This window comes from Cellulomonas fengjieae, assembly GCF_018388465.1.
GTDB classification, from domain to species: domain Bacteria; phylum Actinomycetota; class Actinomycetes; order Actinomycetales; family Cellulomonadaceae; genus Cellulomonas; species Cellulomonas fengjieae.
In genome coordinates, this window is the sequence record NZ_CP074404.1 from 919,495 (window position 1) to 944,480 (window position 24,986).

21 protein-coding genes and 1 pseudogene are annotated in these 24,986 nt (G+C 74.2%); 11 read left to right on the forward strand and 11 right to left on the reverse strand.

The genetic code is table 11. The features are described from left to right. A complete protein-coding gene (ligA, locus tag KG102_RS04205; protein WP_208289516.1) occupies positions 1-2,202 on the forward strand; it encodes an NAD-dependent DNA ligase LigA in 2,202 nt (733 codons plus the stop codon). A 93-nt stretch (positions 2,203-2,295) separates the two neighbouring features. After that, on the forward strand, positions 2,296-3,612 hold the full coding sequence (locus KG102_RS04210; protein ID WP_208289481.1) for a GNAT family N-acetyltransferase: 1,317 nt from the start codon (positions 2,296-2,298) through the stop codon (positions 3,610-3,612). 15 nt (positions 3,613-3,627) lie between these two features. Here the strand turns inward: KG102_RS04210 and KG102_RS04215 are convergent. Further along, positions 3,628-3,888 (reverse strand): annotated as a pseudogene (locus KG102_RS04215) (ThuA domain-containing protein); the annotation flags it as partial. Between the two features lie 89 nt (positions 3,889-3,977). Next, positions 3,978-5,147 carry an ROK family protein gene (locus tag KG102_RS04220; protein WP_208214666.1) on the reverse strand — a complete coding sequence of 390 codons (1,170 nt, stop codon included), beginning with the start codon at positions 5,145-5,147 and terminating at the stop codon, positions 3,978-3,980. Positions 5,148-5,255: 108 nt separating this feature from the next. Here KG102_RS04220 and KG102_RS04225 point away from each other — a divergent pair, with 108 nt between their 5' ends. The 8 genes from KG102_RS04225 (at position 5,256) to KG102_RS04260 (ending at position 12,822) form a co-directional block, all read left to right on the forward strand. Further along, on the forward strand, positions 5,256-6,767 hold the full coding sequence (locus KG102_RS04225; protein WP_208289480.1) for a sugar ABC transporter ATP-binding protein: 1,512 nt from the start codon (positions 5,256-5,258) through the stop codon (positions 6,765-6,767). Continuing rightward, entirely contained in the window at positions 6,764-7,816 is a 1,053-nt protein-coding gene (locus KG102_RS04230; RefSeq protein WP_208289479.1) for an ABC transporter permease, read from the forward strand. Before KG102_RS04225 ends, KG102_RS04230 begins: the two co-directional genes overlap by 4 nt. Positions 7,817-7,862: 46 nt before the next feature. Next, the gene (locus KG102_RS04235) at positions 7,863-8,918 is read left to right on the forward strand and encodes a substrate-binding domain-containing protein (RefSeq protein WP_208289478.1); all 1,056 of its coding nucleotides are present in this window, start codon (positions 7,863-7,865) and stop codon (positions 8,916-8,918) included. Positions 8,919-9,049: 131 nt separating this feature from the next. Continuing rightward, entirely contained in the window at positions 9,050-10,192 is a 1,143-nt protein-coding gene (locus KG102_RS04240; protein ID WP_208214703.1) for a Gfo/Idh/MocA family protein, read from the forward strand. 2 nt (positions 10,193-10,194) lie between these two features. Continuing rightward, on the forward strand, positions 10,195-11,196 hold the full coding sequence (locus KG102_RS04245; protein ID WP_208289477.1) for a sugar phosphate isomerase/epimerase family protein: 1,002 nt from the start codon (positions 10,195-10,197) through the stop codon (positions 11,194-11,196). Positions 11,197-11,297: 101 nt separating this feature from the next. After that, positions 11,298-11,711, forward strand: a complete 414-nt coding sequence (locus KG102_RS04250) for a pilus assembly protein CpaE (protein WP_208214660.1) — start codon at positions 11,298-11,300, stop codon at positions 11,709-11,711. A gap of 38 nt (positions 11,712-11,749) precedes the next feature. Beyond that, a complete protein-coding gene (locus KG102_RS04255; protein WP_208214659.1) occupies positions 11,750-12,322 on the forward strand; it encodes a hypothetical protein in 573 nt (190 codons plus the stop codon). Next, a complete protein-coding gene (locus KG102_RS04260) occupies positions 12,319-12,822 on the forward strand; it encodes an OmpA family protein (RefSeq protein WP_208214658.1) in 504 nt (167 codons plus the stop codon). Before KG102_RS04255 ends, KG102_RS04260 begins: the two co-directional genes overlap by 4 nt. A 25-nt stretch (positions 12,823-12,847) precedes the next feature. Here the strand turns inward: KG102_RS04260 and KG102_RS04265 are convergent, their stop codons facing one another. Together KG102_RS04265 and KG102_RS04270 are read right to left on the reverse strand one after the other, a co-directional pair. After that, positions 12,848-13,588, reverse strand: coding sequence for a PH domain-containing protein (locus KG102_RS04265; protein ID WP_208214657.1), 741 nt, complete (start codon positions 13,586-13,588; stop codon positions 12,848-12,850). A gap of 1 nt (position 13,589) precedes the next feature. Further along, entirely contained in the window at positions 13,590-13,757 is a 168-nt protein-coding gene (locus KG102_RS04270) for a hypothetical protein (RefSeq protein ID WP_208214656.1), read from the reverse strand. A 223-nt stretch (positions 13,758-13,980) separates the two neighbouring features. Here KG102_RS04270 and KG102_RS04275 point away from each other — a divergent pair, with 223 nt between their 5' ends. Next, positions 13,981-14,592 carry a response regulator transcription factor gene (locus KG102_RS04275; protein WP_208214655.1) on the forward strand — a complete coding sequence of 204 codons (612 nt, stop codon included), beginning with the start codon at positions 13,981-13,983 and terminating at the stop codon, positions 14,590-14,592. Here the strand turns inward: KG102_RS04275 and KG102_RS04280 are convergent. The 7 genes from KG102_RS04280 to KG102_RS04310 are packed head-to-tail and all read right to left on the reverse strand — an operon-like array spanning position 14,540 to position 24,985. Next, positions 14,540-14,716, reverse strand: coding sequence for a hypothetical protein (locus KG102_RS04280; RefSeq protein WP_208214654.1), 177 nt, complete (start codon positions 14,714-14,716; stop codon positions 14,540-14,542). The genes KG102_RS04275 and KG102_RS04280 overlap by 53 nt on opposite strands. Next, positions 14,713-18,855: a hypothetical protein gene (locus KG102_RS04285; protein WP_208289476.1), complete on the reverse strand. Its 4,143-nt coding sequence runs from the start codon at positions 18,853-18,855 to the stop codon at positions 14,713-14,715. Before KG102_RS04285 ends, KG102_RS04280 begins: the two co-directional genes overlap by 4 nt. 33 nt (positions 18,856-18,888) lie before the next feature. Continuing rightward, entirely contained in the window at positions 18,889-19,941 is a 1,053-nt protein-coding gene (locus KG102_RS04290) for a hypothetical protein (protein ID WP_208289475.1), read from the reverse strand. 32 nt (positions 19,942-19,973) lie between these two features. After that, on the reverse strand, positions 19,974-20,588 hold the full coding sequence (locus tag KG102_RS04295; RefSeq protein WP_208214651.1) for a hypothetical protein: 615 nt from the start codon (positions 20,586-20,588) through the stop codon (positions 19,974-19,976). Then, positions 20,581-23,688, reverse strand: a complete 3,108-nt coding sequence (locus tag KG102_RS04300) for a LamG-like jellyroll fold domain-containing protein (RefSeq protein WP_208289474.1) — start codon at positions 23,686-23,688, stop codon at positions 20,581-20,583. The genes KG102_RS04295 and KG102_RS04300 overlap by 8 nt, the downstream gene beginning before the upstream one ends. Then, on the reverse strand, positions 23,685-24,059 hold the full coding sequence (locus tag KG102_RS04305; RefSeq protein WP_208289473.1) for a hypothetical protein: 375 nt from the start codon (positions 24,057-24,059) through the stop codon (positions 23,685-23,687). Before KG102_RS04305 ends, KG102_RS04300 begins: the two co-directional genes overlap by 4 nt. Beyond that, on the reverse strand, positions 24,056-24,985 hold the full coding sequence (locus tag KG102_RS04310) for a baseplate J/gp47 family protein (protein ID WP_243884567.1): 930 nt from the start codon (positions 24,983-24,985) through the stop codon (positions 24,056-24,058). The genes KG102_RS04305 and KG102_RS04310 overlap by 4 nt, the downstream gene beginning before the upstream one ends. Between the last annotated feature and the right edge of the window lies 1 nt (position 24,986).

Genomic DNA, 24,986 nt, shown 5'->3' on the forward strand with positions numbered 1-24,986 from the left:
GTGACGGTGAGCAACCAGATCGACGACCCCGCCGCCGCGCACGAGATCCCCGCGGACGCGCGGCACCGCTGGGCCGAGCTGGCCGCCCTCATCGAGGCCGACCAGTTCGCGTACTACATCCGCGACGCCCCCGTCTCCTCGGACAAGGAGTACGACGAGCGGCTGCGCGAGCTGCAGGCGCTGGAGGACGAGCACCCCGGCCTGCGGACCCCCGACTCACCGACGCAGCGGGTGGGCGGCACGTTCTCCACCGAGTTCGCCCCCGTGCAGCACGTGGAGCGGATGCTCTCGCTGGACAACGCGTTCTCCGACGAGGACCTGGCCACGTGGGTGGGTCGCGTGCACCGCGACCTCGAGTCGGACGCCACCATCCACTACCTGTGCGAGCTCAAGATCGACGGCCTGGCCGTCGCGCTGCTGTACGAGAAGGGTCGCTTGGTGCGCGCCGCGACCCGCGGGGACGGACGGACGGGGGAGGACGTCACGCTCAACGTCCGCACCATCTCGACCATCCCCGACGTGCTGGCCGGGGACCCGGCCACCCACCCCGAGCGCATCGAGATCCGCGGCGAGGTCTTCCTGCCGGTCACGGCGTTCGCCGAGCTCAACGCGGCACAGGTCGAGGCGGGCAAGAGCCCGTTCGCCAACCCCCGCAACGCCGCCGCGGGCTCGCTGCGCCAGAAGGACCCGCGTATCACGGCCTCGCGTGACCTGCGGATGTACGCGCACGGCATCGGCGCGCTCGTGTGGGGCGCGGGCCGAGGGACGGGGATCGAGCGGCAGTCGCAGGTCTACGACCTGCTGGCAGGCTGGGGCGTGCCGGTCTCCGGGCACACGCGGGTCGTCGACGGGCTCGACGGCGTGCGGGAGATGATCGCGTACTACGGGGAGCACCGGCACGACGTCGAGCACGAGATCGACGGCATCGTCACCAAGGTGGACGAGATCGCGCTGCAGCGCCGGCTCGGGTCCACCAGCCGCGCGCCGCGCTGGGCGATCGCGTACAAGTACCCGCCCGAGGAGGTGAACACCAAGCTCCTCGACATCCGTGTCAACGTCGGCCGCACCGGCCGGGTCACCCCCTACGGCGTGATGGAGCCGGTATTCGTCTCGGGCTCGACCGTCGAGATGGCGACGCTGCACAACGCGAGCGAGGTGGCGCGCAAGGGCGTGCTCATCGGCGACACGGTGGTGCTGCGCAAGGCGGGCGACGTCATCCCGGAGATCGTCGGTCCGGTGGTGGACCTGCGCGACGGCACCGAGCGCGCGTTCGTGATGCCCACCGAGTGCCCCTCGTGCGGCACGCCGCTGGCGCCCGCCAAGGAGGGTGACGTCGACATCCGCTGCCCCAACCAGCGGTCCTGCCCGTCGCAGCTGCGCGAACGGCTGTTCCACGTCGCGTCGCGCGGGGCGTTCGACATCGAGGCGCTCGGCTGGGAGGCGGCCAGCGCCCTGCTGGCCGCGGGTGTCGTGACGGACGAGGGCGACCTGTTCGCGCTCGACGCCGACGCGCTGCGCAACGTCCCGCTGTTCACCCTGTCCGCCCGGTCGAAGGTCGCGGGCGTGGTCCGCGAGGCGGGCGACCTCAACGCGACGGGAGTCGCTCTCCTGGGCAACCTGGAGAAGGCCAAGGAGGCGGCGCTCTGGCGCGTGATCGTCGCGCTGTCCATCCGGCACGTCGGCCCGACCGCGGCGCGCGCGCTCGCCCAGCACTTCGCGTCCATCCCCGCGATCGCGGTGGCGACCGAGGAGGAGATCGGTGCGGCCGAGGGCGTCGGTCCGACGATCGCGGGCGCGGTCCGAGCCTGGTTCGACCAGCCCGGCGAGGACGACAAGTGGCACGCGGCGATCGTCGAGAAGTGGGCCGCGGCGGGCGTGCGGATGAGCGAGGAGCGCGACGAGTCCGCGCCGCGCACGCTCGAAGGGCTCACCGTGGTGGTCACCGGCGGCCTCGAGCGGTTCAGTCGCGACGGCGCGAAGGAGGCGATCCTGGCCCGCGGCGGCAAGTCGGCGGGCAGCGTCTCCAAGAAGACCGACTACGTGGTGGTCGGCGAGAACGCGGGGTCCAAGGAGGCCAAGGCCCGCGAGCTCGGGCTGCCGATCCTGGACGAGGCCGGGTTCGAGCGGCTGCTCGCCGAGGGGCCGGCGGCGTTCGGCGGCCCCGTGCCGGACGGCGAGGCACCGGCGGACGACAGTGCCTGACGTGTGGGTGCCCGACGTGACTGTGCCCGACGTGACTGTGCCCGACGTTCCGGTGCCTGACGTGACGGTGAACGCGGGGACCCGGAGCCCGGCGTGAGCGGTGCCGTGGTGCGGGTGGCGAGCGGCACGCAGGTGGCCGACGCCGGGGCGCTGACCGCGCGGGCGTACCTGGCGGACCGGCTCGTCGACGGCTCCCACCCCTACGTCGACGAGCTGCGGGACGCGCAGCGGCGGGCTCGGGAGGTGACGCTGCTGGTCGCCCTGCTGCCGCGCGCCCCCTCCGACGACGCGAGCGGCTCGTCGGACGCGGTGGGCGCCGACGGTCCCGTCGTCGTCGGCACCGTCACGCTGGCGCCGTACGGGACGTCGTACGCCCAGATCGCCGAGCCGGGCGAGCTGGAGATCCGGATGCTCGCGGTCACGCCCGAGGCGCGTCGCCGGGGCATCGCGGAGCTGCTGATGACGACGGCCCTGCGGGAGGCCGTCGCGGGCGGTGCGCGCCGGGTGGTGCTGTCCACCACCGACGCGATGCACGCGGCGCACAGCCTCTACGAGCGGCTCGGTTTCGTCGCGGTGCCGCAGCGGGACTGGGGTCACGTCGAGGTCCACCTGCGCGTCCACGCGTGGACGCCCCCGGACGCGCCGGGCGCGCTGGTCGAGTCCGCGACGTGGCCGCCGGCACGGGTGGTGGACGTCGACGGCTGGCGGGTGGGGCTGTCGGGGGGCCTGACCCGCCGCGCCAACAGCGCGCTGCCGCTCGGGGTGCCGCAGGACCTTCCCGTGACGCTCACCCGGGTCGAGCAGCTGTACGCCGGCGAGGGGCAGCCGTCCATCGTCCGGGTGTGCCGGGCGTCGCCGCCCGGTCTGGACGACGTGCTGGCCGCGCGCGACTACGCGGTGATGTCGCGGACCGACGTCCTGGTGCGACCGCTCGACGGTCTCGGGCCCGGCGGCGGCGCCCTGCGCACGGCGGAGGGTCCGGTGCGCGTCGGGGTGGCCGACCGGCCCGATGACGAGTGGCTCGCCGCGTGGTCGGGCTCCAAGGCGCGGCTGCACGCCACCGGGGCCGCGGCGCAGGCCGACGACGAGAGCCTGCGGCTGGCGCGCGAGGTGCTCGGCGGGGCACCCGCGCTCTACCTCACCGCGACGGACGCCACCGGGCTCGTCGGGGTGGTGCGGGCCGCGTTCGCGCAGGACTGGGTCGGGCTGTCGTGCCTCGTCGTCGCGCCTCGGGCGCGCCGCCACGGCCTCGGGCGGGCGCTGACCCTGCGCGCGCTCGACGAGGCCGTCCAGCGGGGTGCGGACCGCGCGTTCCTCCAGGTCGAGGCCGAGAACACGGCTGCCGGTGCGCTGTACGCGTCGCTCGGCTTCCAGCCGGCCGAGCGGTACGTCTACCGGGAGCGGGGCTAGCCGGCGGCTCGGCGGTCAGCGGCTCGCCCAGAGCAGGCCGCGCTCGATGATGATCCGTACCGCGGGCACCTCCAGGTCGGCCAGCTGGTGGCCGGGCGCGCACACGAACACCCGGCCGGCGCCCCAGCGGCGCGTCCAGACCGCCGGTGACGTGACGGGCTCGTGCCAGGGGTCGCCGGGTCCGGGCGTGATCGTCGTCGTCGCCAGGACCTCGTTCAGTGGGTCGGTCAGCAGCCAGTACTGCTCCGACCGCAGCGTGAAGTCCGGTACGGCACGAACAGGTCGGCCGCTTCCTCGGGTGCGTGACCTTCCCAGCCGCCGCGGACGACGAGGGCACGGCGTTGCTCGGTCACGGGGGGTCTCCTTCAGCTGATCAGGGCATCGATCGCGGCGGCGGACAGGACGTGCTCGGAGGCCATGGCGCTCGCTCCGAGCACGCCGGCGCGCCCCGTGGTGCGGGAGGCGACGATGCGCAGGTGCTGGGTGGCCAGCGGCAGGGAACGGCGGTAGACGACCTCCCGGATGCCCGCGAGGAGGTGCTCGCCGGCATCGGCGACGACCCCGCCGATGACGATGACCGAGGGGTTGAGCATGCTGACGCAGGCGGCCAGCACCTCGCCGATGTGCCGGCCGGCGGCGCGCACCTCACGGCTGGCGTCGAGGTCGCCGGCCCGCACGAGCGCCACCACGTCGGCGCTCGTGGTGGCGTCCGGCAGCACGCTCGCGATGGCCGGGCCGCTGGCGACCGCCTCGAGGCAGCCCGTGTTGCCGCAGCGGCACGGCCGGTCCACGCCGCCCGGGACGGCGATGTGGCCGAGGTCGCCCGCCGCGCCCTGGGCGCCGCGGCGGATCCTGCCGTCGGAGATGATCCCGGCGCCGATGCCCGTCGCCACCTTGACGAACAGCAGGTGGTCGACCTCCGGCCACTGCGACGTGTGCTCACCGAGGGCCATCAGGTTGACGTCGTTGTCGACCAGCACCGGCACGCGCAGCTTGCGCGACAGCAGCCCCGGGACGTCGGCGTCGTCCCAGCCCGGCATGATCGGCGGGTTGATCGGCCGCCCGGTGGAGTGCTCGACCGGCCCGGGCAGGCCCACGCCGACGCTCACCAGGTCGCTGAGCGGGCGGCCCGCGGTGCTGAGGAGCTCGAGCCCGAGCTCGAGCACGCGGTCCAGCACCGGTCCGGGTCCCTCGGCGATCGCGATGGGCTCGTGGTGCTCGGCGAGCACCGTGCCGACCAGGTCGGTGAGCGCCAGGCGCGAGTGCGTGGCGCCGAGGTCGACCGCGAGGACCACGCGAGCGGCCGGGTTGAACGCGAAGGTGGCGGGTGGCCGGCCGCCGGTCGAGCTGGCCTCGCCGGCCGGCGCGACGAAGCCCGAGGAGAGCAGGAGGTCGACGCGGGCCGCGATCGTGGAACGCGCTTGCCCGGTGAGTGTCGCCAGGTCGGAGCGGGTCCGGGGCTGCCCGTCACGGAGGAGCTGGAACATGTCCCCGGCGCCCGTCGGCCGGGGAGCGAACTTGAGGAGCTCGTCCATGGGCACAGTGAACCATTCCGGCTTCTGCAAGGCACGCCCCGGTAACTTCGACAGTTGCCTGACATCTTTTGCTTGACGAGCAGCAGAAGTACTCCTACCGTCCTCGCTATGGTCAACGAGGACCCGCCCCTGCTCCAGATGCGCGGAATCATCAAGCAGTTCCCGGGTGCCCGGGCGCTGGACGGCGTCGACCTGGACGTCCGCGCCGGCGAGGTGCACTGTCTGCTCGGCCAGAACGGCGCGGGCAAGTCGACGCTGATCAAGATCCTCGCGGGCGCCCACCAGCCGACCGAGGGCCAGATCCTCCTCGACGACCGGCCGGTCACGCTCACCCACCCGGTCGCGGGCCTGGCGCTCGGCATCGCGACGATGTACCAGGAGCTCGACGTCGTCGACGGCCTGTCCGTGGCCGAGAACGTCTACCTGGGCCACGAGCTGGCCAGCGCGGGCTTCTCCCGGCGTCGGGCCGCCACTGCCCGGACCCGGGAGATCCTCACGCGGCTGGGTCACGGCGACCTGTCCCCGCACCGCGAGGTGGGCAGGCTGTCCGCCGCCGGCAAGCAGATCGTCAGCATGGCGCGCGCCCTGTCGCACGACGCCCGGGTGATCGTCATGGACGAGCCGTCCGCCGTCCTCGACGTCGAGGAGGTCCGCAACCTCTTCCGCGTGGTCCGCGAGCTCACGGCGTCGGGCGTCGCCGTCGTCTACATCTCCCACCGTCTCGACGAGATCCGGCAGATCGGCGACCGGATCACGGTGCTCAAGGACGGCCGCACGGTCGCGACCGGTCTGCCCGCGAGCACCCCGACGGCGGAGCTCATCCGGCTCATGACCGGCCGCACCGTCGAGTACGCGATCCCGCCGCGCCCCGCGCTCCCGCCGGACGCCCCGACCGTGCTCCGGCTCGACGGGCTCACGCTGCGCGGGGCGTTCCACGACGTCTCGTTCGACGTCCGCGCCGGGGAGGTGGTCGGCCTCGCCGGTCTCGTCGGCTCGGGCCGCACCGAGATCCTCGAGACGGTGTTCGGGGCGCGCCGGGCCACCGGCGGTGCCGTGCACGTGGACGAGCGTCGGCTGCGGGCCGGCTCGGTGAGCGACGCGGTCGCGGCCGGGATCGGGCTGTGCCCCGAGGAGCGCAAGAGCCAGGGCCTCCTCCTCGACGAGCCCGTGTACCGCAACATCACGCTGTCGACGTTCGCGCGGACGGCGACCGCGTCGTTCCTGGACGAGGGCGCCGAGCGCCGGGTGGCGCGCGAGCAGATCGACGCGCTCGACGTCCGGCCGTCCGACCCCGACCGCAGCGCCCGCACGCTGTCCGGCGGCAACCAGCAGAAGGTCCTGCTCGCGCGCTGGCTCGTGCACGGCTGCCGCGTGCTCCTGCTCGACGAGCCGACCCGCGGCGTCGACGTCGGCGCGCGCGCCGAGATCTACGGCCTCATCGCCGACCTCGCCGCGCAGGGCGTCGCCGTCGTGGTGGTCTCCAGCGACATCCCGGAGGTGATCGGGCTCGCCGACCGCGTCCTGGTCGTCTCCGAGGGGCGGGTGGTCCACGACGGACCGGCGTCCGGCATCGACGAGCACCGCGTGCTCGACCTCGTGATGGAAGGAAGTGCCGCGTGAGCGAGCAGGACGTGACGGTCCCGGCCGCCGACGAGTCCGCCCGGGTCGAGCAGGTCGCCCAGGCCGACGAGAAGCGCCGGACGGGCGGACTCCTCAAGGGAGCGGCCGGCCGCAACCTCGGCCTGGTCATCGCGCTGGTGGCGCTGTGCGTCTTCGGCGTGGCCACGGCCGGGGAGCGGTTCGCCAGCCTCGACAACGTGCTCACCATCCTGCGGCTGGCGTCCGTGATCGGCGTGCTGAGCATCGGCATGACGTTCGTGATCACCGGCGGCGGCATCGACCTGTCCGTCGGCTCGGTCGTCGGCCTCGCGTCGGTGTGGGCCACCACCGTCGCCACCCAGACCATGGCCGAGGACGTCCACTGGATGGTCATGGTGCTGTGCGCGCTCGGCGTCGGGCTCGGCGCGGGCGTGATCAACGGCGTGCTCATCGCCTACGGGAAGGTCGTGGCGTTCATCGCGACGCTCGCCATGCTGGTCGCTGCCCGTGGCCTGGCGGAGATCATCGCCGACCGGCAGACGCAGATCGTCCGGGTGGACGGCTTCCTCGACGTGGTCCGCTCGTCCCCGCTCGGCCTGCCGATGCTGGTGTGGATCTTCGCCCTGGTGGCCGTCGCGGGCTGGCTCCTGCTCAACCGGACGACGTTCGGCCGGCGGACCATCGCCGTCGGCGGCAACCCCGAGGCAGCCCGGCTGGCGGGCATCAAGGTCAAGCGCCACACCATGTACCTGTACGCGCTGGCGGGGCTCACGGCCGGCATCGGCGGCGTGATGATGCTCGGCCGCACGACGGCCGGCAGCTCCACCAACGGCCAGCTCTACGAGCTCGACGCCATCGCCGCCGTGGTCGTCGGCGGAACCCTGCTGATCGGCGGCCGCGGCACCATCGTCGGCACCGTCCTGGGCGTCCTGATCTTCTCGACGCTCACCAACGTGTTCACGCAGAACAACCTGTCGATCTCGGCACAGGCCATCGCCAAGGGCGTGATCATCGTCGTCGCCGTGCTGCTCCAGCAGCGCATCGCCGAGCGCTCCCGTGCCGGAACCTGACCCAGCCCCGCCCCTGCTGTTGCCCGCCCGATCAAGGAGGATCGTCATGTCCGGACCCGCCCTCTCCCGGCCCCGTCGAGGCTGGATCGCCGCCGCCGGCACCGCCGCCGCGCTCGCGCTCGTCGTCGGCTGCACGTCCAACACCCCCGAGGAGGAGGAGGCCCCGCAGGCCGCCCCCGCGGCCGCCACGGGCAACGACGAGTCCGGCGAGAAGGTCGTCATCGGCTTCTCCGCCCCGGCGGCCGACCACGGCTGGATGGGTTCGATCACCAAGTCCGCCGTCGCCGAGGCCGGGAAGTACGACGACGTCGAGCTGGTGCAGGCCGAGGCGACCAACGACGTCAACCTGCAGATCAGCCAGGTCGAGCAGTTCATCAACGACGGCGTCGACGCCATCGTGCTGCTGCCGTTCGACGGCGCGGCGCTCACGGAGGTGGCGATCGAGGCCATGCAGGCGGGGATCGTCGTCGTCAACGTCGACCGCGAGTTCGAGGACCCCGACGCCGCGCGGACCACCGTGCTCGGCGACAACTACGGCATGGGCGTGAGCGCGGGCGCGTACATCTGCGGCGAGGTGGGCGGCAACCCGGACGCCAAGGTGGCGGAGATCGCCGGCATCGACTCGCTGCCGCTGACCCAGGACCGCAGCCAGGGGTTCGAGGACGCGCTCGCGGCCTGCGGCCTGTCGGTGAGCAACCGCGTGGCGGCCGACTTCACGGTCCAGGGCGGCGAGTCCGCCGCGGCCAACCTGCTGCAGGCGGCGCCCGAGCTCGACGCCATCTGGAACCACGACGACGACCAGGGCGTGGGCGTGCTGGCCGCGATCGAGAACGCGGGCCGCGACGAGTTCATCATGGTCGGGGGTGCCGGCTCGAAGAACGTCATGGAGGCCATCCAGGCGGACGACTCCGTGCTCAAGGCGACCGTCGTCTACCCGTCCACCCAGGCGGCCGACGGCATCAAGCTGGCCCGGCTGCTGGTGCAGGGCAAGTCGATGAGCGACCTGGTCGAGGTCGAGGTGCCGCGCACGGTCCAGCTGTACGCGCCCGTGGTGACCAAGGAGAACGTCGACCAGTACCTGCCGACCGCCTTCGAGTCCTGACACCGACACCTGACCCATCGCACGGCCGGGCGGGCCGCCGCGTACGCGGCCCGCCCGGCACATCGGCCATCCCGCGCGGGTGACCTGGAGGAGGAACCGTGACAGCAGCAGTCCCACGCCTGGGCGTCGGCATGGTCGGGTACGCGTTCATGGGGGCCGCGCACTCGCAGGCCTGGCGCAACGCGCCCCGGTTCTTCGACCTGCCGATGCGGCCCGACATGGCCGCCGTCGCGGGGCGGGACGCGGCCGCCGTGCAGGCCGCGGCCGTCAGGCTGGGCTGGTCGAGCACCGAGACCGACTGGAAGGCGCTGGTCAGCCGCGACGACATCGACCTGGTCGACATCTGCACGCCGGGAGACACGCACGCCGAGATCGCGATCACCGCGCTGGAGGCCGGCAAGCACGTGCTGTGCGAGAAGCCCCTGGCCAACTCGGTCGAGGAGGCCGAGGCGATGGTCCGGGCGGCGCAGGCCGCCGACGGGCTCGCGATGGTGGGGTTCACGTACCGGCGGGTCCCCGCGATCCAGCTGGCCCGCACGCTCGTCGCCGACGGCCGGATCGGCACCGTCCGGCACGTGCGCGCGCAGTACCTGCAGGACTGGATCGCGGACCCGCAGGCGCCGTTGTCGTGGCGGCTGGACAAGCAGAAGGCCGGTTCGGGGGCCCTCGGCGACATCGGTGCGCACATCGTCGACCTCGCCCAGTTCGTGACGGGGGAGGCGGTGACCGGGGTCTCGGCGATCCTGGAGACGTTCGTGCGGGAGCGACCGGTCGCCTCCGAGCACTCGGGGCTGCGCGGCACCGCGGGCGCGCAGACCGGTCCGGTGACCGTGGACGACGCCGCGATCTTCCTCGGCCGGATGTCCGGCGGCGGGCTCGCCACGTTCGAGGCGACCCGGTTCGCGTGGGGGCGCAAGAACGCGATCCGCCTGGAGATCAACGGCTCCGCGGGCTCGCTCGCGTTCGACTTCGAGGACATGAACGTCCTGCACTTCTTCGACGCGACGCAGCCGGCGGTCGAGGCGGGGTTCCGCCGGATCGTCGTGACCGAGCCGGAGCACCCCTACATCGCGGCGTGGTGGCCGGCGGGGCACGGGCTCGGCTACGAGCACGCGTTCACGCACCAGGCGGTGGACCTCGTCACCGCGATCGCCGAGCACCGCCAGCCGGTGCCGAGCTTCGCCGACGGGCTCGTGGTGCAGCGCGTGCTCGCCGCGGTCGAGCAGTCGGCGGCCGACGACAGCAGGTGGACCCCCGTGCAGAAGGAGAGCTGACCATGGCGCGACCGATCACCCTGTTCACCGGCCAGTGGGCCGACCTGCCCCTCGAAGAGGTCGCGCGCCTGGCCGCCGGCTGGGGCTACGACGGCCTCGAGATCGCGTGCTGGGGCGACCACCTGGACCCGTGGCGCTGGGACGACGACGAGTACGTCGCCGGCAAGCGGGCGCTGCTCGACGAGTACGGGCTCGAGGTCTACGCGATCTCCAACCACCTCAAGGGACAGGCGGTCTGCGACGACCCCATCGACCAGCGGCACCGCGACATCCTGCCCGACGTCGTCTGGGGCGACGGCGACCCGGAGGGCGTCCGGCAGCGCGCCGCCGAGGAGATGAAGCACACCGCGCGGATGGCCGCCAAGCTCGGCGTGCAGACGGTCGTGGGCTTCACCGGCTCGAGCATCTGGAAGTACGTCGCCATGTTCCCGCCCGTCTCGCAGGCGGCCGTCGACGCGGGCTACCAGGACTTCGCGAGGCGGTGGAACCCGATCCTCGACGTGTTCGACGAGGTCGGGGTGCGGTTCGCGCACGAGGTGCACCCGAGCGAGATCGCGTACGACTACTGGACGACCGTGCGGACCCTCGAGGCGATCGGGCACCGGGAGGCGTTCGGGCTGAACTGGGACCCCAGCCACTTCATCTGGCAGCAGCTGGACCCGGTCGACTTCATCCTCGAGTTCGCCGACCGGATCTACCACGTGGACTGCAAGGACGTGAAGCTGCGGCTCGGCAACGGGCGCAACGGCCGGCTCGGCTCGCACCTGGCGTGGGCGGACCTGCGACGCGGGTGGGACTTCGTGTCCACGGGCCGGGGTGACGTGCCCTGGGAGGCGTCGTTCCGGGCGCTCAGCTCCATCGGCTACGACGGGCCCATCTCCGTGGAGTGGGAGGACGCGGGGATGGACCGGCTGCTGGGGGCGCCCGAGGCGCTGGAGTTCGTGCGGCGCAACGCCTTCGACCCGCCCACGGCGGCGTTCGACGCGGCGTTCAGCACGCGCTGACGGCTCGCCGGCGAGGAAGTCGCGGCTGCCGCCCGGGGTCGGGATCCTCCCGGTTCGTCCTGTGCCAGGACACGCGCAGCCCGGCGGCGGATACTGGGGCGATGATCTCGCTCGCGCGTGCTCAGGAGCTGCAGGCCGCCGGTCTGCGCTGGCAGCCGGCGCCCGGAGACCGGTTCGCGCTCCGGACGCTCGAGGACCAGGTGTTCACCATCTCGGACATGGTGGTGGAGCCGCACGACTACCCGACCGGCACGGTGCTGGGCTTCAACGGCACCACCGAGTGGGCCCTGGACTCGGTCGCGCAGGAGGACGCCGTCTGGCTCCCGCGCGAGGACCAGCTGCGCGACCTGCTCGGCGGCACGTTCCGCAGCCTGGCGCGTTCGACGGACGGGCAGTACGCGGTGCTCATCGAGTACGCGGGCCGACCCGAGCGGCTGTTCACGGCCGACGCCCCCGAGGACGCGTACGCGCAGGCGCTCCTGGCCCTGGTCACGGCGGCGGTCGGCCGCGTGTAACGCGCACATCCGGCGCCTCTTTTGCAATGATGCGCGCCATGCCCACACACCTGCGCCACTCCCGCACGGCCGTCGCAGCCCTCACCCTGGCCGCGGCGGTCGGTCTCGCCGGCTGCACCGCACCGGACGACGACCCCGAGCCGACCGCGCCCGCCTCGGCATCCGCCCCGGCCACGCCCTCCGCGGAGCCCAGCGCCTCGCCGTCCGAGGCGGCCGTCGAGCCGGTGGTGGTCACGCTTCCCCGGGAACGCGGGACGGTGGACGTCGCGGTCCGCTCCCTGGTGCTCGACGAGAACGGCACGACCATGACGCTGCGCGTCGACTTCACGCCGCACCTGGTGAAGGCCGACGACGCGATGACCCTGTCCGCGATCAACAGCTACTTCTTCATCTTCCCCGAGCTGCTCGACCGTCAGCACCTCAAGCGCTACTCGGTGATCGAGGGCGAGGGGACGCAGGACTGGCTGACCAACAAGGACGCCAGGACGGGCAACGACGAGACCCTGTCGTCGTGGTTCGTCTACGCGGCCCCCGAGGACGACGTCGACGAGTTCACGCTGATGATGGACGGCTGGGGGCTCGAGATCCCGGGCGTCGAGGTGACCGCGTGAGCGCGGGGGCGATCGCCGTCGCGATGGCGCTGCTGCTCCCGTTCGCGTACGTGGACCGGGAGGACGCTCCCGAGCCGTCGGCCGAGCGGATCGAGCGCTCCGTCAACGCGTACTCGACCGAGGGCAGCGTGACGGGCGTCGAGGCGCCCGCGTCCACCGGCGGCGGGACGACGCTGACCATCGGGTCCGACGTGCTGTTCGCCTACGCGAGCAGCGAGCTGGACCAGACCGCGCAGGCCGCGCTCGGCGCGCAGCTGGACCAGATCCCGGCCGGCGCCCAGGTGACGGTCGAGGGGCACACCGACTCCCGCGGCGGCGACGCCGTGAACGTCCCGCTGTCCACCGCCCGCGCGGAGGCGGTGGCGGGCGTGCTGCGCGCCTCGCGCACCGACCTGGTGCTCCAGGTCGTCGGCAAGGCGTCGAGCGAGCCGGCCGTGCCCGAGACGGACGAGCCGGCCATGGCCAAGAACCGGCGGGTCGAGCTCAGCTGGGCGAGCTAGCCGGAGTCCCGGCGGCCGGGGCGCCTCAGTCCTCAGCGCGGCCGTCGGGGTCGTGCACGGGGACGAAGGTGCCTCGGTCGCTCGAGACCGTCCAGCCGGGTTCGTCGTCGCCCGCGGGTGCGGCCACGACGCGGATCGGCTCGGTGTCGCCCGGGCGGTGCTCGTGGACCGGGGGCCACGGCGTCCTGCCCGGGACCGTCTGCTCGGGTGCCGGCCGGCGCACGGCGACCGACGGTGGCCGTCCGTGGGGCGGCTGGGCGGGCGTGAAGATGATCGCGCACAGGTCGCGGTAGGTCGCGTCCGGGTCCGCCACCCAGGCGATGCGGCCCAGCGCCTGGTCCTGTCCGGCGGACTCCAGCAGGAACTCCCCGTAGCCGAGGATCCGACCGGCGATCGACCGCGAGAACCGCATGTCGGTGACCTTGACCAACGGCATCATCGAGACCTTGTGCGTGACGAGGCCGTACATCATCAGCATCCGCTTGTCGGTGGCGACGAACCACTCGTTGCGCCAGTCGAGCACGCGCCAGACGAGCCGCGCGAGCAGGACGAACCACAACCACCACAGCCAGTCGGAGCGGTCGCCGACGGCGGTCGCGGCCACGTCCACCAGCCACGCCACGAGCGCGAAGCCGGCCAGCGTGGTCAGGCTGGGTTCGAGGAGCTTGGCCCAGTGCGACCGGCGCGTCAGGACGACGCGCTCGCCGGGTAGGACGTACTTGCGCAGCGTCCGGTGCCCCGCGAGCGTCTGCTCGACCGTGCCCATGTCACTGCGTCAGGTTGGCGAAGAACTCGCCGAAGCTGCTGAACGCGCGGACGACGATGTCCCACAGCGCGCGGACGCCGTCGGCCGCCCGGTCAGGGCTCGTGACGATGGCGTACACGAGGAAGATGGCGACGATCCAGAACAGCGCTGTCTTGATCTTCGGCGGCATGGCGGTCCTCGCGGGGCGTCGTCGGGGGAGGCGCGTGGCGTGTTCGGTGCACGTTCGGGGCAGGCGGCGGAGCGGACCCGGGGCGGGGGCCGGCCGACACCACCAGGCGGGGCAAAGCGTACTTTCCGGACCGCGCCCCGCGGGGGAGCACACACCGGCGGATTTCCGCGTGATCGCGCCTCGTCGACGCGGTATCAGCCATCGCGGGCCGGGGTCCTCTCGGGTGAGGAGACCGAGGGGGCGCAGCGTGGCGGGGTACCGGCAGGTCGGGGTCAGCCTGGTGGCGCGGGCGATGGGCTGCGTCTCGGTCTGGTTGGTCGAGCAGGACCTGCGGGGGCGGGTCGAGGTCACCCGGTGGGACGGGTCGGGCGACGTCATGGCGCGCGGGTGGGCGGTGGACGGCCCGCTCGTCGCCGTGCTGGCGGGCCTGCCGGTGCTGCGGCCGCGCGTCGACGCGGACGGCGCGATCGTGCTCACGGTGCGCTCGCCCGCCGTCGGGCTCGTCGGGTGGCGTCTGGTGGGCGAGGACCCGTTCGACCAGGCCGACCTCGTCGCCGCCACCCGGATGGTGTCGTTGCTGGCGGACCCCGAGATGCGGGCGCCCGACGGGCCCGGGGCGGCGTGCGCGGCCAGGGTGCTCACGGCGCGCGAGTCGGAGATCCTGTCCCTGGTCGGCGAGGGCCTGACGGCCCGGGCGGTCGCGCGCCGGCTGGGCATCAGCGTGCGCACCGTGCACAAGCACCTGGAGCAGGCCTACCGCAAGCTCGACTGCCACGACCGGCTCAGCGCGGTGCTGCTCGCGCGGGGCTCCGGTCTGCTGGTTCCCGCGGGCTGAGGCGGTCCTCGTCCTCGTCCGGGTCGAGCCGGCGCAGCTCGACCCGCACGGCCGCGAGGACCGCGGCGGCGACCCGACCGTCGCCGGCGCCGGACAGGGTGGGCGGGTGCACGACGACCTTCATGGCGTGCCCACCCCCGCGCGGCCGCGCGCGGTGAAGTCGAGCACGCGTCCCGATCGCGGGATCACGAAGTCGTTGAGCTCCGCCGCGATCGGTCCGTCCAGCTGGATCTGGTCGGCCGCCTGCCGCGTGTCCACGTAGCGGCCGGCACCCTGCACGTCCGCGATCCGGCCCGGGGTCGCCGTGGGCGTCGCCCCGGGCACCGGCAGGCCGTCGGGGCCCACCGGGACCAGGCGCGTGGCCAGCCCTTGCTCCGGGGTGATCGTCGAGCGCAGGTTGCGCAGGTAGCCCGCGTCGATCTCGAACATCTTCAGGCGTGCGCCGGGCCGCGCCTCGAGGATGAACTCGACCGCCCGCTCGAACGAGCCGATGTTGAGGTTGAGCTTGTCGCCGCCCGCGTGGATCCGGGTGTTGCCGTGCTGGTCGATGCTGATGTACTCCCGGCTGCGCCGGGCGACGCCGCCCGAGCCGCCCTCGATGCGGAACACCACGGGGTTGCCGGTGCGGGACGTGAACATGAGACGGCTCAGGGCGCGGGCCTGCTCCGGTCCCGGCTGACGCGCCGGGAGCTGGATCCAGACGCCCTGCTGGCGGGTCCCCGTCCCTGCCTCCAGCGCGCCGAGCGCCGCGTCGAGCTCGTCGGCGAGCCCGGCCGGGTCGTCGCCGGGCAGGTCGGTCGGGACGTCGCCGACGCGCGGCGGCGCCCCGGGAGCCGGCGGACCGGCGAGCTCGTCGGCCAGCCGGCCGGCCTCGGCCGCCTGGGCCTCGCGGTGCGCGGCCTCGCCGAGCAGCGCGTCGGCGCGGCGGCGCAGGCCGGCCTGGTCGGCGGTGATCGCCCGGTCGAGGATCGCCTCCGCCTCGCGGCGCAGGGCTGCGGCGTGCCGGCGTGCCGCCTCGGCCTGCAGCCGCAGGGCGCCCTCGAGCTGGCGGTCCATCACCTGCGCGACCGTCCGCCCGGCCGCGGTGGCCGGCCGGGCGACCAGGTTCGCCTCGGCGAGCAGCGCGAGGATGCCACGCTGCTGCTCGGGCGTGTAGTGCGCGATGCGGCTGAGGAACGACGCGAGGTCGCCGCCGGTCGAGAACGTGCCCGTCATCAGGTGGCGGGCCTGCGCGGGCTCGAGGGCGGCCAGCACCTCCATCAGGCGCACCGCGACCTGCGGCTGGTCGGCGAACGTCTCGGCCAGTCGGCGCGCCGCCTCGACGGAGGCGGGGTCGTCCGCTGCGGCGAGGAAGATCTCCAGCCCGCGCACCGCCTGCCGGGAGAACTGCGCCCCGGACAGCTCGAGCACCCGCCGTGCCGTGGCCGACGCCGCCCATGCCGTGAGCACCTGGGTCACCCGCTCCCGGAACTGTCCGGTCAAGGCGCTCGTCGCGATGTCGGTGGCGAACAGCGTGACCGACCGGTGCATCGCCGACAGCGCGTCGGTGGCCCCGGCAGCGAACTGGGCCAGCGTGTAGCCCTCGTCGCGAAGCTGCTCCACCAGGTCGCCGACCACTGTCCGGGCGTACCGGCCCCCGGAGCCCAGGGCCCGCATCACGGGCGCCACGGTGAACTCGGCGAGGACGCCCATCGCCGCGCCGATCGCCATGTCGCGGACGTACGTGCGCCAGCCCGACAGGTGCCCGTCGCGGACGGCCACCTCGACCATGTCGCGCGCGAACCGGGTGAGCAGCGCGGACGTCGAGCCGCCGACGATGCCGACGGTCAGCTTCTCCACCACGATGCCGGTCCAGACCCGCCGGACGCTCTGGCCGCCGATCGCCCGCCCCAGCGGTGCCGCGACGAGCGCACCGGCGCGGAAGCCGAGGGCGCCGAGGTAGCCCTCCACGGCGGCCATGAGGAAGCCCTCGACGCTGAGGCGCGCGTCGAAGAAGATCACGCGCACGACGTAGATCAGCTCGCTGATCGCGATCGACGCGAGCACCATCTTCGCGCCGCCGCCGGCCGAGACGAGGGCCGCGATCAGGCCGGCCTCCCACGCGATCGCGATGAACCCCACGACGGCGATCACCATGCCGAGCGTCGCGTAGAGCTCCCCGGCCTTGCCGAGGCGCAGGTAGACGATCATCGCCTCGAACTCGTCGGCGGACCGGCTGAACTCCGCACCGACCGTCGTCCAGGCCGACGTGCCCTCCCGGCGCTCGACGCGTGCCAGCCGGACCGTCCACATGGGCAGGTCGTCCACGGGGGTGTAGTCGACGGCGACGAGGCGCAGGCTCGTCTCGATGGTGACGGTGGTGAAGTCGTCGTCGGTGATGCGCGCGCGCTCGCAGGCCGCCGCGACCACGTCGCGCAGGAACGTCTCGGCCGACACCTCGCGCGTGTCCACCCCCGACGCCAGGCGGGTCATCAGCGCCTGCCGTTCCGTCTCCAGCGCGGTGCGGAACCGGTCGGCCGCGGCTGGCGACAGCTCGCGCTCGTCGCGCTCCGAGACGAATGCCGAGCTGACGCGGCCGAGCACGTCCCGGCCCGGGACGCCGACGGTGAGGCGCCGGTCCTCGTCGCGGTCGATGTCCACGGTGCCCGCGGCCGCCGCGTCGCCCGCTCGGTAGGCGTTGGCCCGGGCGTCCCGCCACTGCCGGGTGAGGCGCTCGAACAGCGCCACGATGCTCGGGTGCGTGCGGTGTCGGGTGGCCCGGGAGTGGTGCAGCAGGTTGATGACGGTGTCGCCGAGCGTCGAGCGCTCGCACACGGCGACCAGGCGCGGGATCTCCCCGGCCGCGTCGAGCTCGTCGAGGGCGTACTCCCAGGCAGTACCGCCGGGCGGCCGGGCGTCGTAGCCCCCGCCGAGGCGGCGCGAGAAGAAGCCGGCCAGCTCCGACCGCCAGACCAGCTCGCGGCTCTCGCGGTCCATGAGGTCCCGGATCTCGCCGGCGAGCCGTCGCCCCTCCGGTCGCAGCACCGCAGCGCCGAGGGTCTCGGGGTCGAGGGGGAGGTGGACGGCGACCGCGAGCACCACGGTGCCGGGCGGGGCCTGCGGGCCGGGGGCGGGCGCCCCGCGTCGGCGGGGTACCGGTGCCGGCACGGGGAGGCCGGCCGCCCAGCCGGTCACCGCGTCACGGACCGCCGTCGGGAGGGCGGGGAGGTCCGGGTACGCCACCATGTCGTCGACGGCGACGCCCGGCTCCGGCGCGGGCAGCCCGGCCCGCGACAGCAGCATCCGCCCGGCGAAGCCGATCGCCACCTCGCCGACCGCCCGTCGCGTGCGCATCGGCAGGACGTCGACCCGCACGAGCCGCGTGCCCGCCTCGTCGAGCACCCGCTGCCAGGGGAACCCGTGCCGCGACTGGAACACCGCGGGGTCCAGCGTGCGCGACGCCTCGGCCAGAGGAACCCGCAGCGTGGTCGGCGGGCCCGTCTCGAGGAGCGCCTCGGGGAGGATGTCCGGCAGCTCCATGCCCGCCCACACGAGTCGTGACCGACGCAGCAGGCGGGTCGAGGCGCCGTTGCCCGAGACGCGTCGCGCGTTGGTCCGGTGCAGCAGCGGCAGCCGGGCCACCTCGCCGTCCGTGTCGAACGTCGCCAGCAGCGTGACGTCACCCTCCGCGACCGTGGCACCCGACAGCATCGTGCGGCCGCGGCGCCCGCCCAGGAGCTCGAGCGCGCGGGCATCGAGCCGGGGGAGCAGCTCGCCGAGCGTCGTGGGGTGCTCGACCTCGACCACCCAGACCGCGACGTAGTGCTCCTCGGCCGACAGGTCCTCGTACAGGGCGCGCTGCGGCAGGACGCTGCCGCGCGCCGGGTCCGGGTCCTGCGACATCACGGTCTCGACCCAGTCGGTGAACTCGTCGACGCGTGCCCGCACGTGGGCCGAGCGCAGCACCCGCCAACCGCGGCCCGTCGGCGGGGTGGCGACGGGCACGGGAACCCGCCGGCCGCGGCCCCGGTACGACGGGATCGCGTACCCGTCCGCGACGTCGCGGTCCTCGTCGTACCGCTCCGCGGCGTCGTCCGGCCGGCGCGGCGCGCCCGACGCACGGTCCGCGTCGGCAGCCGGCTCCGCGAGCAGCCGCGCCGCCTGGGCGAGCCGGTCACGCACCTGGCGGCCCACCGCCTCCCGGAGCGCCGCGAGGGCGGCCTCGTCGGGTTCGCCGAGCACGCGGACCGTGATCGGCACGTGGCAGTGGACGGTGGTCGCCATGGTGTCTGCGCGAGTCGCGGGCGGGCGGGCGGGTCAGCGGTCGAGGTTGAGGATGCGCAGGCCGCCGAAGGGCCGCCCCGCGGCGTCGCGTGCCACGACGTCGAACGCCTGCAGCGCGCCCGCCACCCCGGTGTGCTTCAGCGCGAGCTGCGCGAACGTGCCCTCGCGGCCCACCGTGGTGACCAGCCGACCGGCACCCCAGTCGCGGGCGCGCAGCGCGGGCCGGTCCGCGAGCATCGGCGCCACCCGCTTGCCGACACCCAGGAGCTGGTGCACGTCGAGCTCCCCGAGCCCGTCGATGCTCAGCGTCCCCTGCACGGCCTTGCGGCTGAAGGCGATCGGCACGTCGGGCCTGCCCCGGGTCCCGGCCAGGACCAGGCGCTTGCGGCCGACCTCCGGGATCGTGATCTCGCGCAGCGAGCGCAGCAGCCACTGCTCACCGATGCCCAGGTCCCGCGACCTCAGCGGCAGCAGGTCGAGCGCGAACTCGCCACCGTTCTCGGGACCGAAGACCTGGAACGTGAAGTTGACGGTCGCGTCCTTGAGCACGGCGATGTTGCGCTGGCCCTGGTGGGGGTCGTTGATGACGTCGTAGGTGGTGGTGTCCGGCACGGGCCCGCCGTCGGGCACGGAGTAGGCGTTGGCGACGAGGCACAGGTGCCCGTTGCTGGTGCCCTCGATGTCGGCTGCCGTCGGCGTCCACGGGATGGCGCCCAGCACGGGGTCCTGGATCTGGCACGTGATCACGTGGGGGTCCGCGGAGCTGGTGCCGCCCGAGCCCGGCTCGATCGACGCCGCGAACCCGGTCAGCTTGCGGCGCGCGTTGAACGGCTGGAACGGGCCGACGAACGGGTTCATCACGTACGCGTCGACGCGCACGTCCTCGATCGCCGTGGTCCTGTTGGCGTTGGAGACCCGCACCTTGACCGTGGTGGCCTGGCCGACCTTCGTCTGCGTCTGGCTCACGCCGCCGGACAGGAAGATGCTCGTGTTGTTCCACTGGGGGTTGGTGCCGGTGTACGGCCGCACGCCGGCAGTGTCGGTCGCCCCGGGGAGGCCGAAGTCGACGCTGAGGAAGATGCTCATGGGTGCTCCTTTGTCGGTCCGGCGGGTGCCGGTCAGGCGAGATAGCTGATCTGGAAGCCGGACAGGCTGACGCTGTCGGTGACGGCGGCGTTGTCGAGGGTCGCCAGCACGAAGTAGCGGAACGTCGTGTTGTCGACCACCGCGAACGCGGGATCGACGGCGACCGTGTTGTCGAACGGGTTGGCGTCGCCCGTGACGCGGGCGAGGCGGTCGCTCGCGCCACCCCCCGCCAGCCGGGCGCGCATGAGGTTGACCCGCAGGGATCCTGCGCCGCTGTTGACTCCCGTCGCCCGCAGGCTCGAGACGCGGACCCCCTGCGGCAGCACCGCGGGGGCGATCCCCGACAGCGCCGTCTGCGCGGGTGGCCGGACGGCGTTGCCCGAGGTGTCGAGCGCCCAGGTGCCCCCGCCCGTGGTGGCCACGAGGATCGGGGGCAGCGTCACGACGCGTGTCTGTGCACCCGGTCCGGCCTCGAGGCCGTCGAGCACCGTGTCGATCTGCGACACGACACCGGCCAGCGCGCCGAGGTCCGACTGCAGCGCCGCGAAGCGCACGTTGAACCCGTTCGGTCCGGACGCCTGCACCCGGTCGCGGTTGTCGACCCACGGGGTGTGGCTGAAGGTCGGTGTGAAGCTCACGCTAGCCATGCGATGTCCCCTTCCTCAGTGAACGGACGGCCCGGTGCAAGCGGAACGCCGGGTAGGTGAAGCTCGGGTCGATGCCGCCGGGGGTCGAACCCAGCTCGACGACAGCCGACCGGAGCTGTTCGGTCAGCACCTCGACGCCCACCGGGTGCAGCGTGTGCAGCGCATTCATCAGGAGGTAGTACTGGTCGCGCGAGATACGCGCCCCGGCCAGCTCCGGGCGCAGCCGCACCTCGAACGCGTACGGTCCGGGCGCGCCCGCCTCGCGCAGGGTCGCGCGCACCCAGCTGCGGCCGGGCACCCGCGCGGTGACGGCGACGGTCGGTGCGGTCGTCGACATCAGCTGGACCCCCTGCCGGTCGGGCGCGGTCGGCACCACCTGTGCGCTGGACCAGCCCAGCCGCGAGGTCGCCGAGACGTCGGCCGGTGCGGGGGAGACGGTCAGGACGACGGTGTTGCCGACCTCGAGCTCGGTCGGCCCGTCGACGCCGACCGGGTCGCCCGGCGGCCCCGCGACGACGACCGTGGCTCCCGCCCGGGCGACGTAGGCGAACCCGACGGCGTGCGCGGCGACGCCGAGGCGGTCCGCACCGAGCACCGAGTGCGTCAGGACCAGACGTCGCCCCTCCCGCGCCAGGTCCCCGGCGGGCGCCGCGGGCCGGTACGCCTCGGCGAGCGTCAGCTGTCCCGGTTGGCCGGCGGCGTCGAGCGCGTCGAGCAGCGCGACGAGCGGCGCCACGAGCCCGCGGTCCACCTGCGCGTCCTGTGGTGCAGGCCCGAGCGTCACGCGGGGGTCGGTGAGCGTCGCCAGGTAGGCGGGGTCGAACCCCGGTGCGGGCGGTCCGACGATGCTCTCCGCGACGCCCTGCGTGCCGTCCTCCGCGATGGCCGCACCGTCGGCCAGCGGGCCGGGCAGGGCGCGCACGGTCACGGTGACGGTCGTGGTCCGCCCCCGGTGCACGACGTCCGCCGACAGCGCGAGCGGACCGGGCGCCGACGCGGTCAGCGTGGCCGTGGCCGCACCGGGTGCGGTGGGCACGAGCGTGGCGCGATCGGCCGCGCCGAGCAGCGAGAAGCGAACCTCGGCGTCGATCGGCACGGTGGCGCCGGTGAACGTGGGCGTGCCGAGCGAGACCTCGACGAGCGTCGGGATGCCGACGTCGATCCGGGGTGTCCCGCCGGCCTGGAGCACCGGACCCGCACCCGTCGGCCCCAGCAGCAGCGAGCGCCCCGGTGCGCAGGCGGCGTAGACGATCCCGCCGGCGCGGTGCTCCACCAGGTCGAACCCCGCCCGGTGCGCGAGCGCGGCCAGGCGACCCGGCCCGACCGCCGCGGGCGTGAGCACGACGGCCCGTCCGTCGGCGCGGGCGTCCCGCGCGGCTGCGTCCCAGCCGGAGCGCACGTGGACGCCGCCGGAGAGTCCCGCGGCGTCGAACAGGTCGGCGAGCCGGGTCAGGGCCGCGGCGGTCGGCGGGCGCATCAGGCGGGGGTCGGGGGCGGGAAGTCCCGGCTCCCGGGTGGGGTCCGCGGCGACGGGCGCGAACGAGACGCGCGGGTCCGCGCAGCGCCCGAGCAGGTCCGGGTCGGCCGCACCGTCGGCCGCCGGCCACATCGTGTCCTCGCGTACCCCGGGCCGGCCGTCGCCGTCGATGCTCTCCATCGACGGGACCGCCTCCGGCCAGACGCGCAGCACCGTCCCACCCGTCCAGGCGGGTCCGTCGGTGTCGTCCACGACGAACGGGTCGGCCACGCCGTCGACCACCGGTACGAGACGGTTGAGCACCGCCTGGAGCCGGGCCGGGGTGGGCAGCTCCCAGCGGCGGAACAGCGCGAGCCGCCTGCGGTAGCTGTCGTCCGACTCGCCCAGCACGGGGTGGAAGTGGCGGCGCGCGACCGAGCTCAGGCGCACCTCGTCGAGGGAACCCCGGAACCCCGACGCGTCGGGGCCGAGGACCACGTCGCCCGGTCCCTGCACCGCGCCGAGCACGCCGCTCGCCACCGCGGACTCCAGGCCGTCGACCACCACCGAGAGGCGCGACGACCCGGCGTCGCGGGCCAGGACGAGCGCGACGTGCGTGAACCGCTCGGTGGGCAGGTCGACCGCCGCCGAGACGCTCAGCGCGGTCGTGCCGTCGTCGACGGTCGCGCGCACCGACTGCCGACCGCCCAGGCCGAGGTCGCCGACGTCGAGGGCCCAGGACGGGCTGCCCGCCGGTCCCCGGCGCGCGACGAAACCCAGGGTGGACCCGGGGTCGGGCCGCACGAACAGCTCCACCGTGAGCCCGTCGCCGGCCGCGGCGTCGAAGTCGGTGTGCGAGGCGAGCGTCACCGCGCCGGGGCCGGGGAAGCGGAGCCCGCGGTCGTAGCGACCGACGGCGCCCACGGTCGCGGCGCCCGACGGCGTCCCGTGGTGGGGCGTGCGGCCGGGGAAGACGGCGGCGGCGTCCGCGACCGCGGGGACCGCACCCGGGGCGTCGTCGAGGTGCAGGAGCGCGACCGTCCCGTCGTCCACGGAGTACGGCGTCGGAGGGAAGCGGGGTACCGCCAGGTCCGCGCCGACCAGGTCGAGGCCGGCTCCGCCGGTGCGGGCCACGACGCGCTGGTCGTGCACCTCGCGGGCGAGGCGGGCGAGCCGGTCGCGCTCGGCGCCGAGCACCCACAGCAGGCGGGCGGTCGTGCCGAGCAGCGCGGTGACCTCCCACCGGTCGGCCGTGGTCCCCGTGGCCGGCGGGTCGGGCTCGCGGAGCGCCGTCAGGCGGGCGCCCGCGCTCGCGGCGGCGGGCAGCGGCAGCGCGACGCTGTCGCCCGCACCGAGGCCGCTGACGTCGACGGGGACCGTGAAGACGCCCGCCACGGGGTCGGTGCCGTCGACCTCGACCACGGTCCCCCCGGACGCCCGTGCCCGCAGGACGTAGCTGGCCTCGGGGGAGCGCCCGTACAGCGCCTGGTGCTCGGTGAACGCGTACGGCGCCACCGCGGCGGCGCCGGGCACGGCACCGGCCAGCAGCGTGAGGTCGAGGGCGTCGGCCCCGCGGGCGAAGGGCAGCGTCAGGCGCCCCCGCATGCCGTGCACCGCCGCGGGTGGACGCAGGGCCGGGATCACGGGATCACCACCTCGATGTCGTCCAGGCCCGAGTCCGGCCGGAACACCGCGAGCTCGGTGGGGGCCATCACGAGGTTCTCGCCCACCCCCGCCTCGTAGGCCACGGACTGGAAGCCGACGGGTCCCAGGCTGAACCGACCGAACACCGCGGGCCCGCGGCGCAGGTGCATCGCCTGCACGTCGAGGACGCCCGCCTCGTCGGTGAAGGCGCGCATCACCTGGGCGAACAGCACATCACCGCCCAGCCGCAGCCCCGCCGCCTCGGCACCCACGCGCTCGAGCACCCTGGCGAGCAGCGCGTCCTTGTCGTAGCCGGGCTGCACGACGACGCGTGCGCGGACCCCGACGTCGATGTGGTCCGCCTCGATCACGTTCGGGTGCACGCCGGGTGGGCGGACCAGGTCCAGCGCCTCCCGCACCCGCTCCAGCCGCGCACGGGGCCCTGCGGCAGCCACGGCCACCGGAACTCGTGCGCCACCACGACGTCGAACAGGTAGGGCTCGCCGAAGCGCCGCTCCGCGGCGAACAGCCGCCGGCCGAAGTCGAAGAGGCCGAAGTACGACTGCGAGACGTCGACGCCGCCCAGCGGGTCGGAGATGAGCACGTCCACGACGCCGTCGACGGCGAGGACCGCCTGCTGCACGGCCTCGATGGTCCAGAGCGTGCGCGACGTGCCGACCAGCCGGCCGCGATAGACGTCGTCGGGCTCGGGGGTGGTCCCGCCTGCCGTCGGGGCGGCGTTGGCCACCGAGATCGTCGCCGGGCCGAGGTCGGCGAAGTACACCGCGGCGTGCGCCGCCTCGATCGCGGCGATGCCGCCCGCCGGGACGTCCCCGGCGGGGCCGCGGTCGAGCGCGAGGACCGGGGTCGTCGCCTCCGGCGCGGTGGCGGTGAGCGTGACGGCGCGGGTCGTGGTGAACAGGGTCCCCGAGGCGGTGGTCAGCACTGTCGCCTCGTTGACCAGGTACGTCCGGCCCGGGACGCCGCCGCTCAGCGTCAGGGTGACCTCGCCGGCCGCGTGCTCGGTGCGCCGGTCGACGCCGACGTCCTCGCCGAGCAGGTCGAGGCTCGCGCCGTCCGCCGTGGAGGGGAAGCCGGCGTAGTAGCTCCACTCCAGCCGCTTCCACAGCTCGGCGTCCTCGCCGGCCGTCACCTCGAGGATCTTGCGCAACGGGCTCGTGGCGGTCAGGTCGACGTCCGCGCCGAACGCGGCACGCGCCCTCGCCAACGACTCCGCCAGGACGACGTCCAGCCCCTTGACGACGTAGCCGTCGTCGGTGACCCCGTACGGCATCATC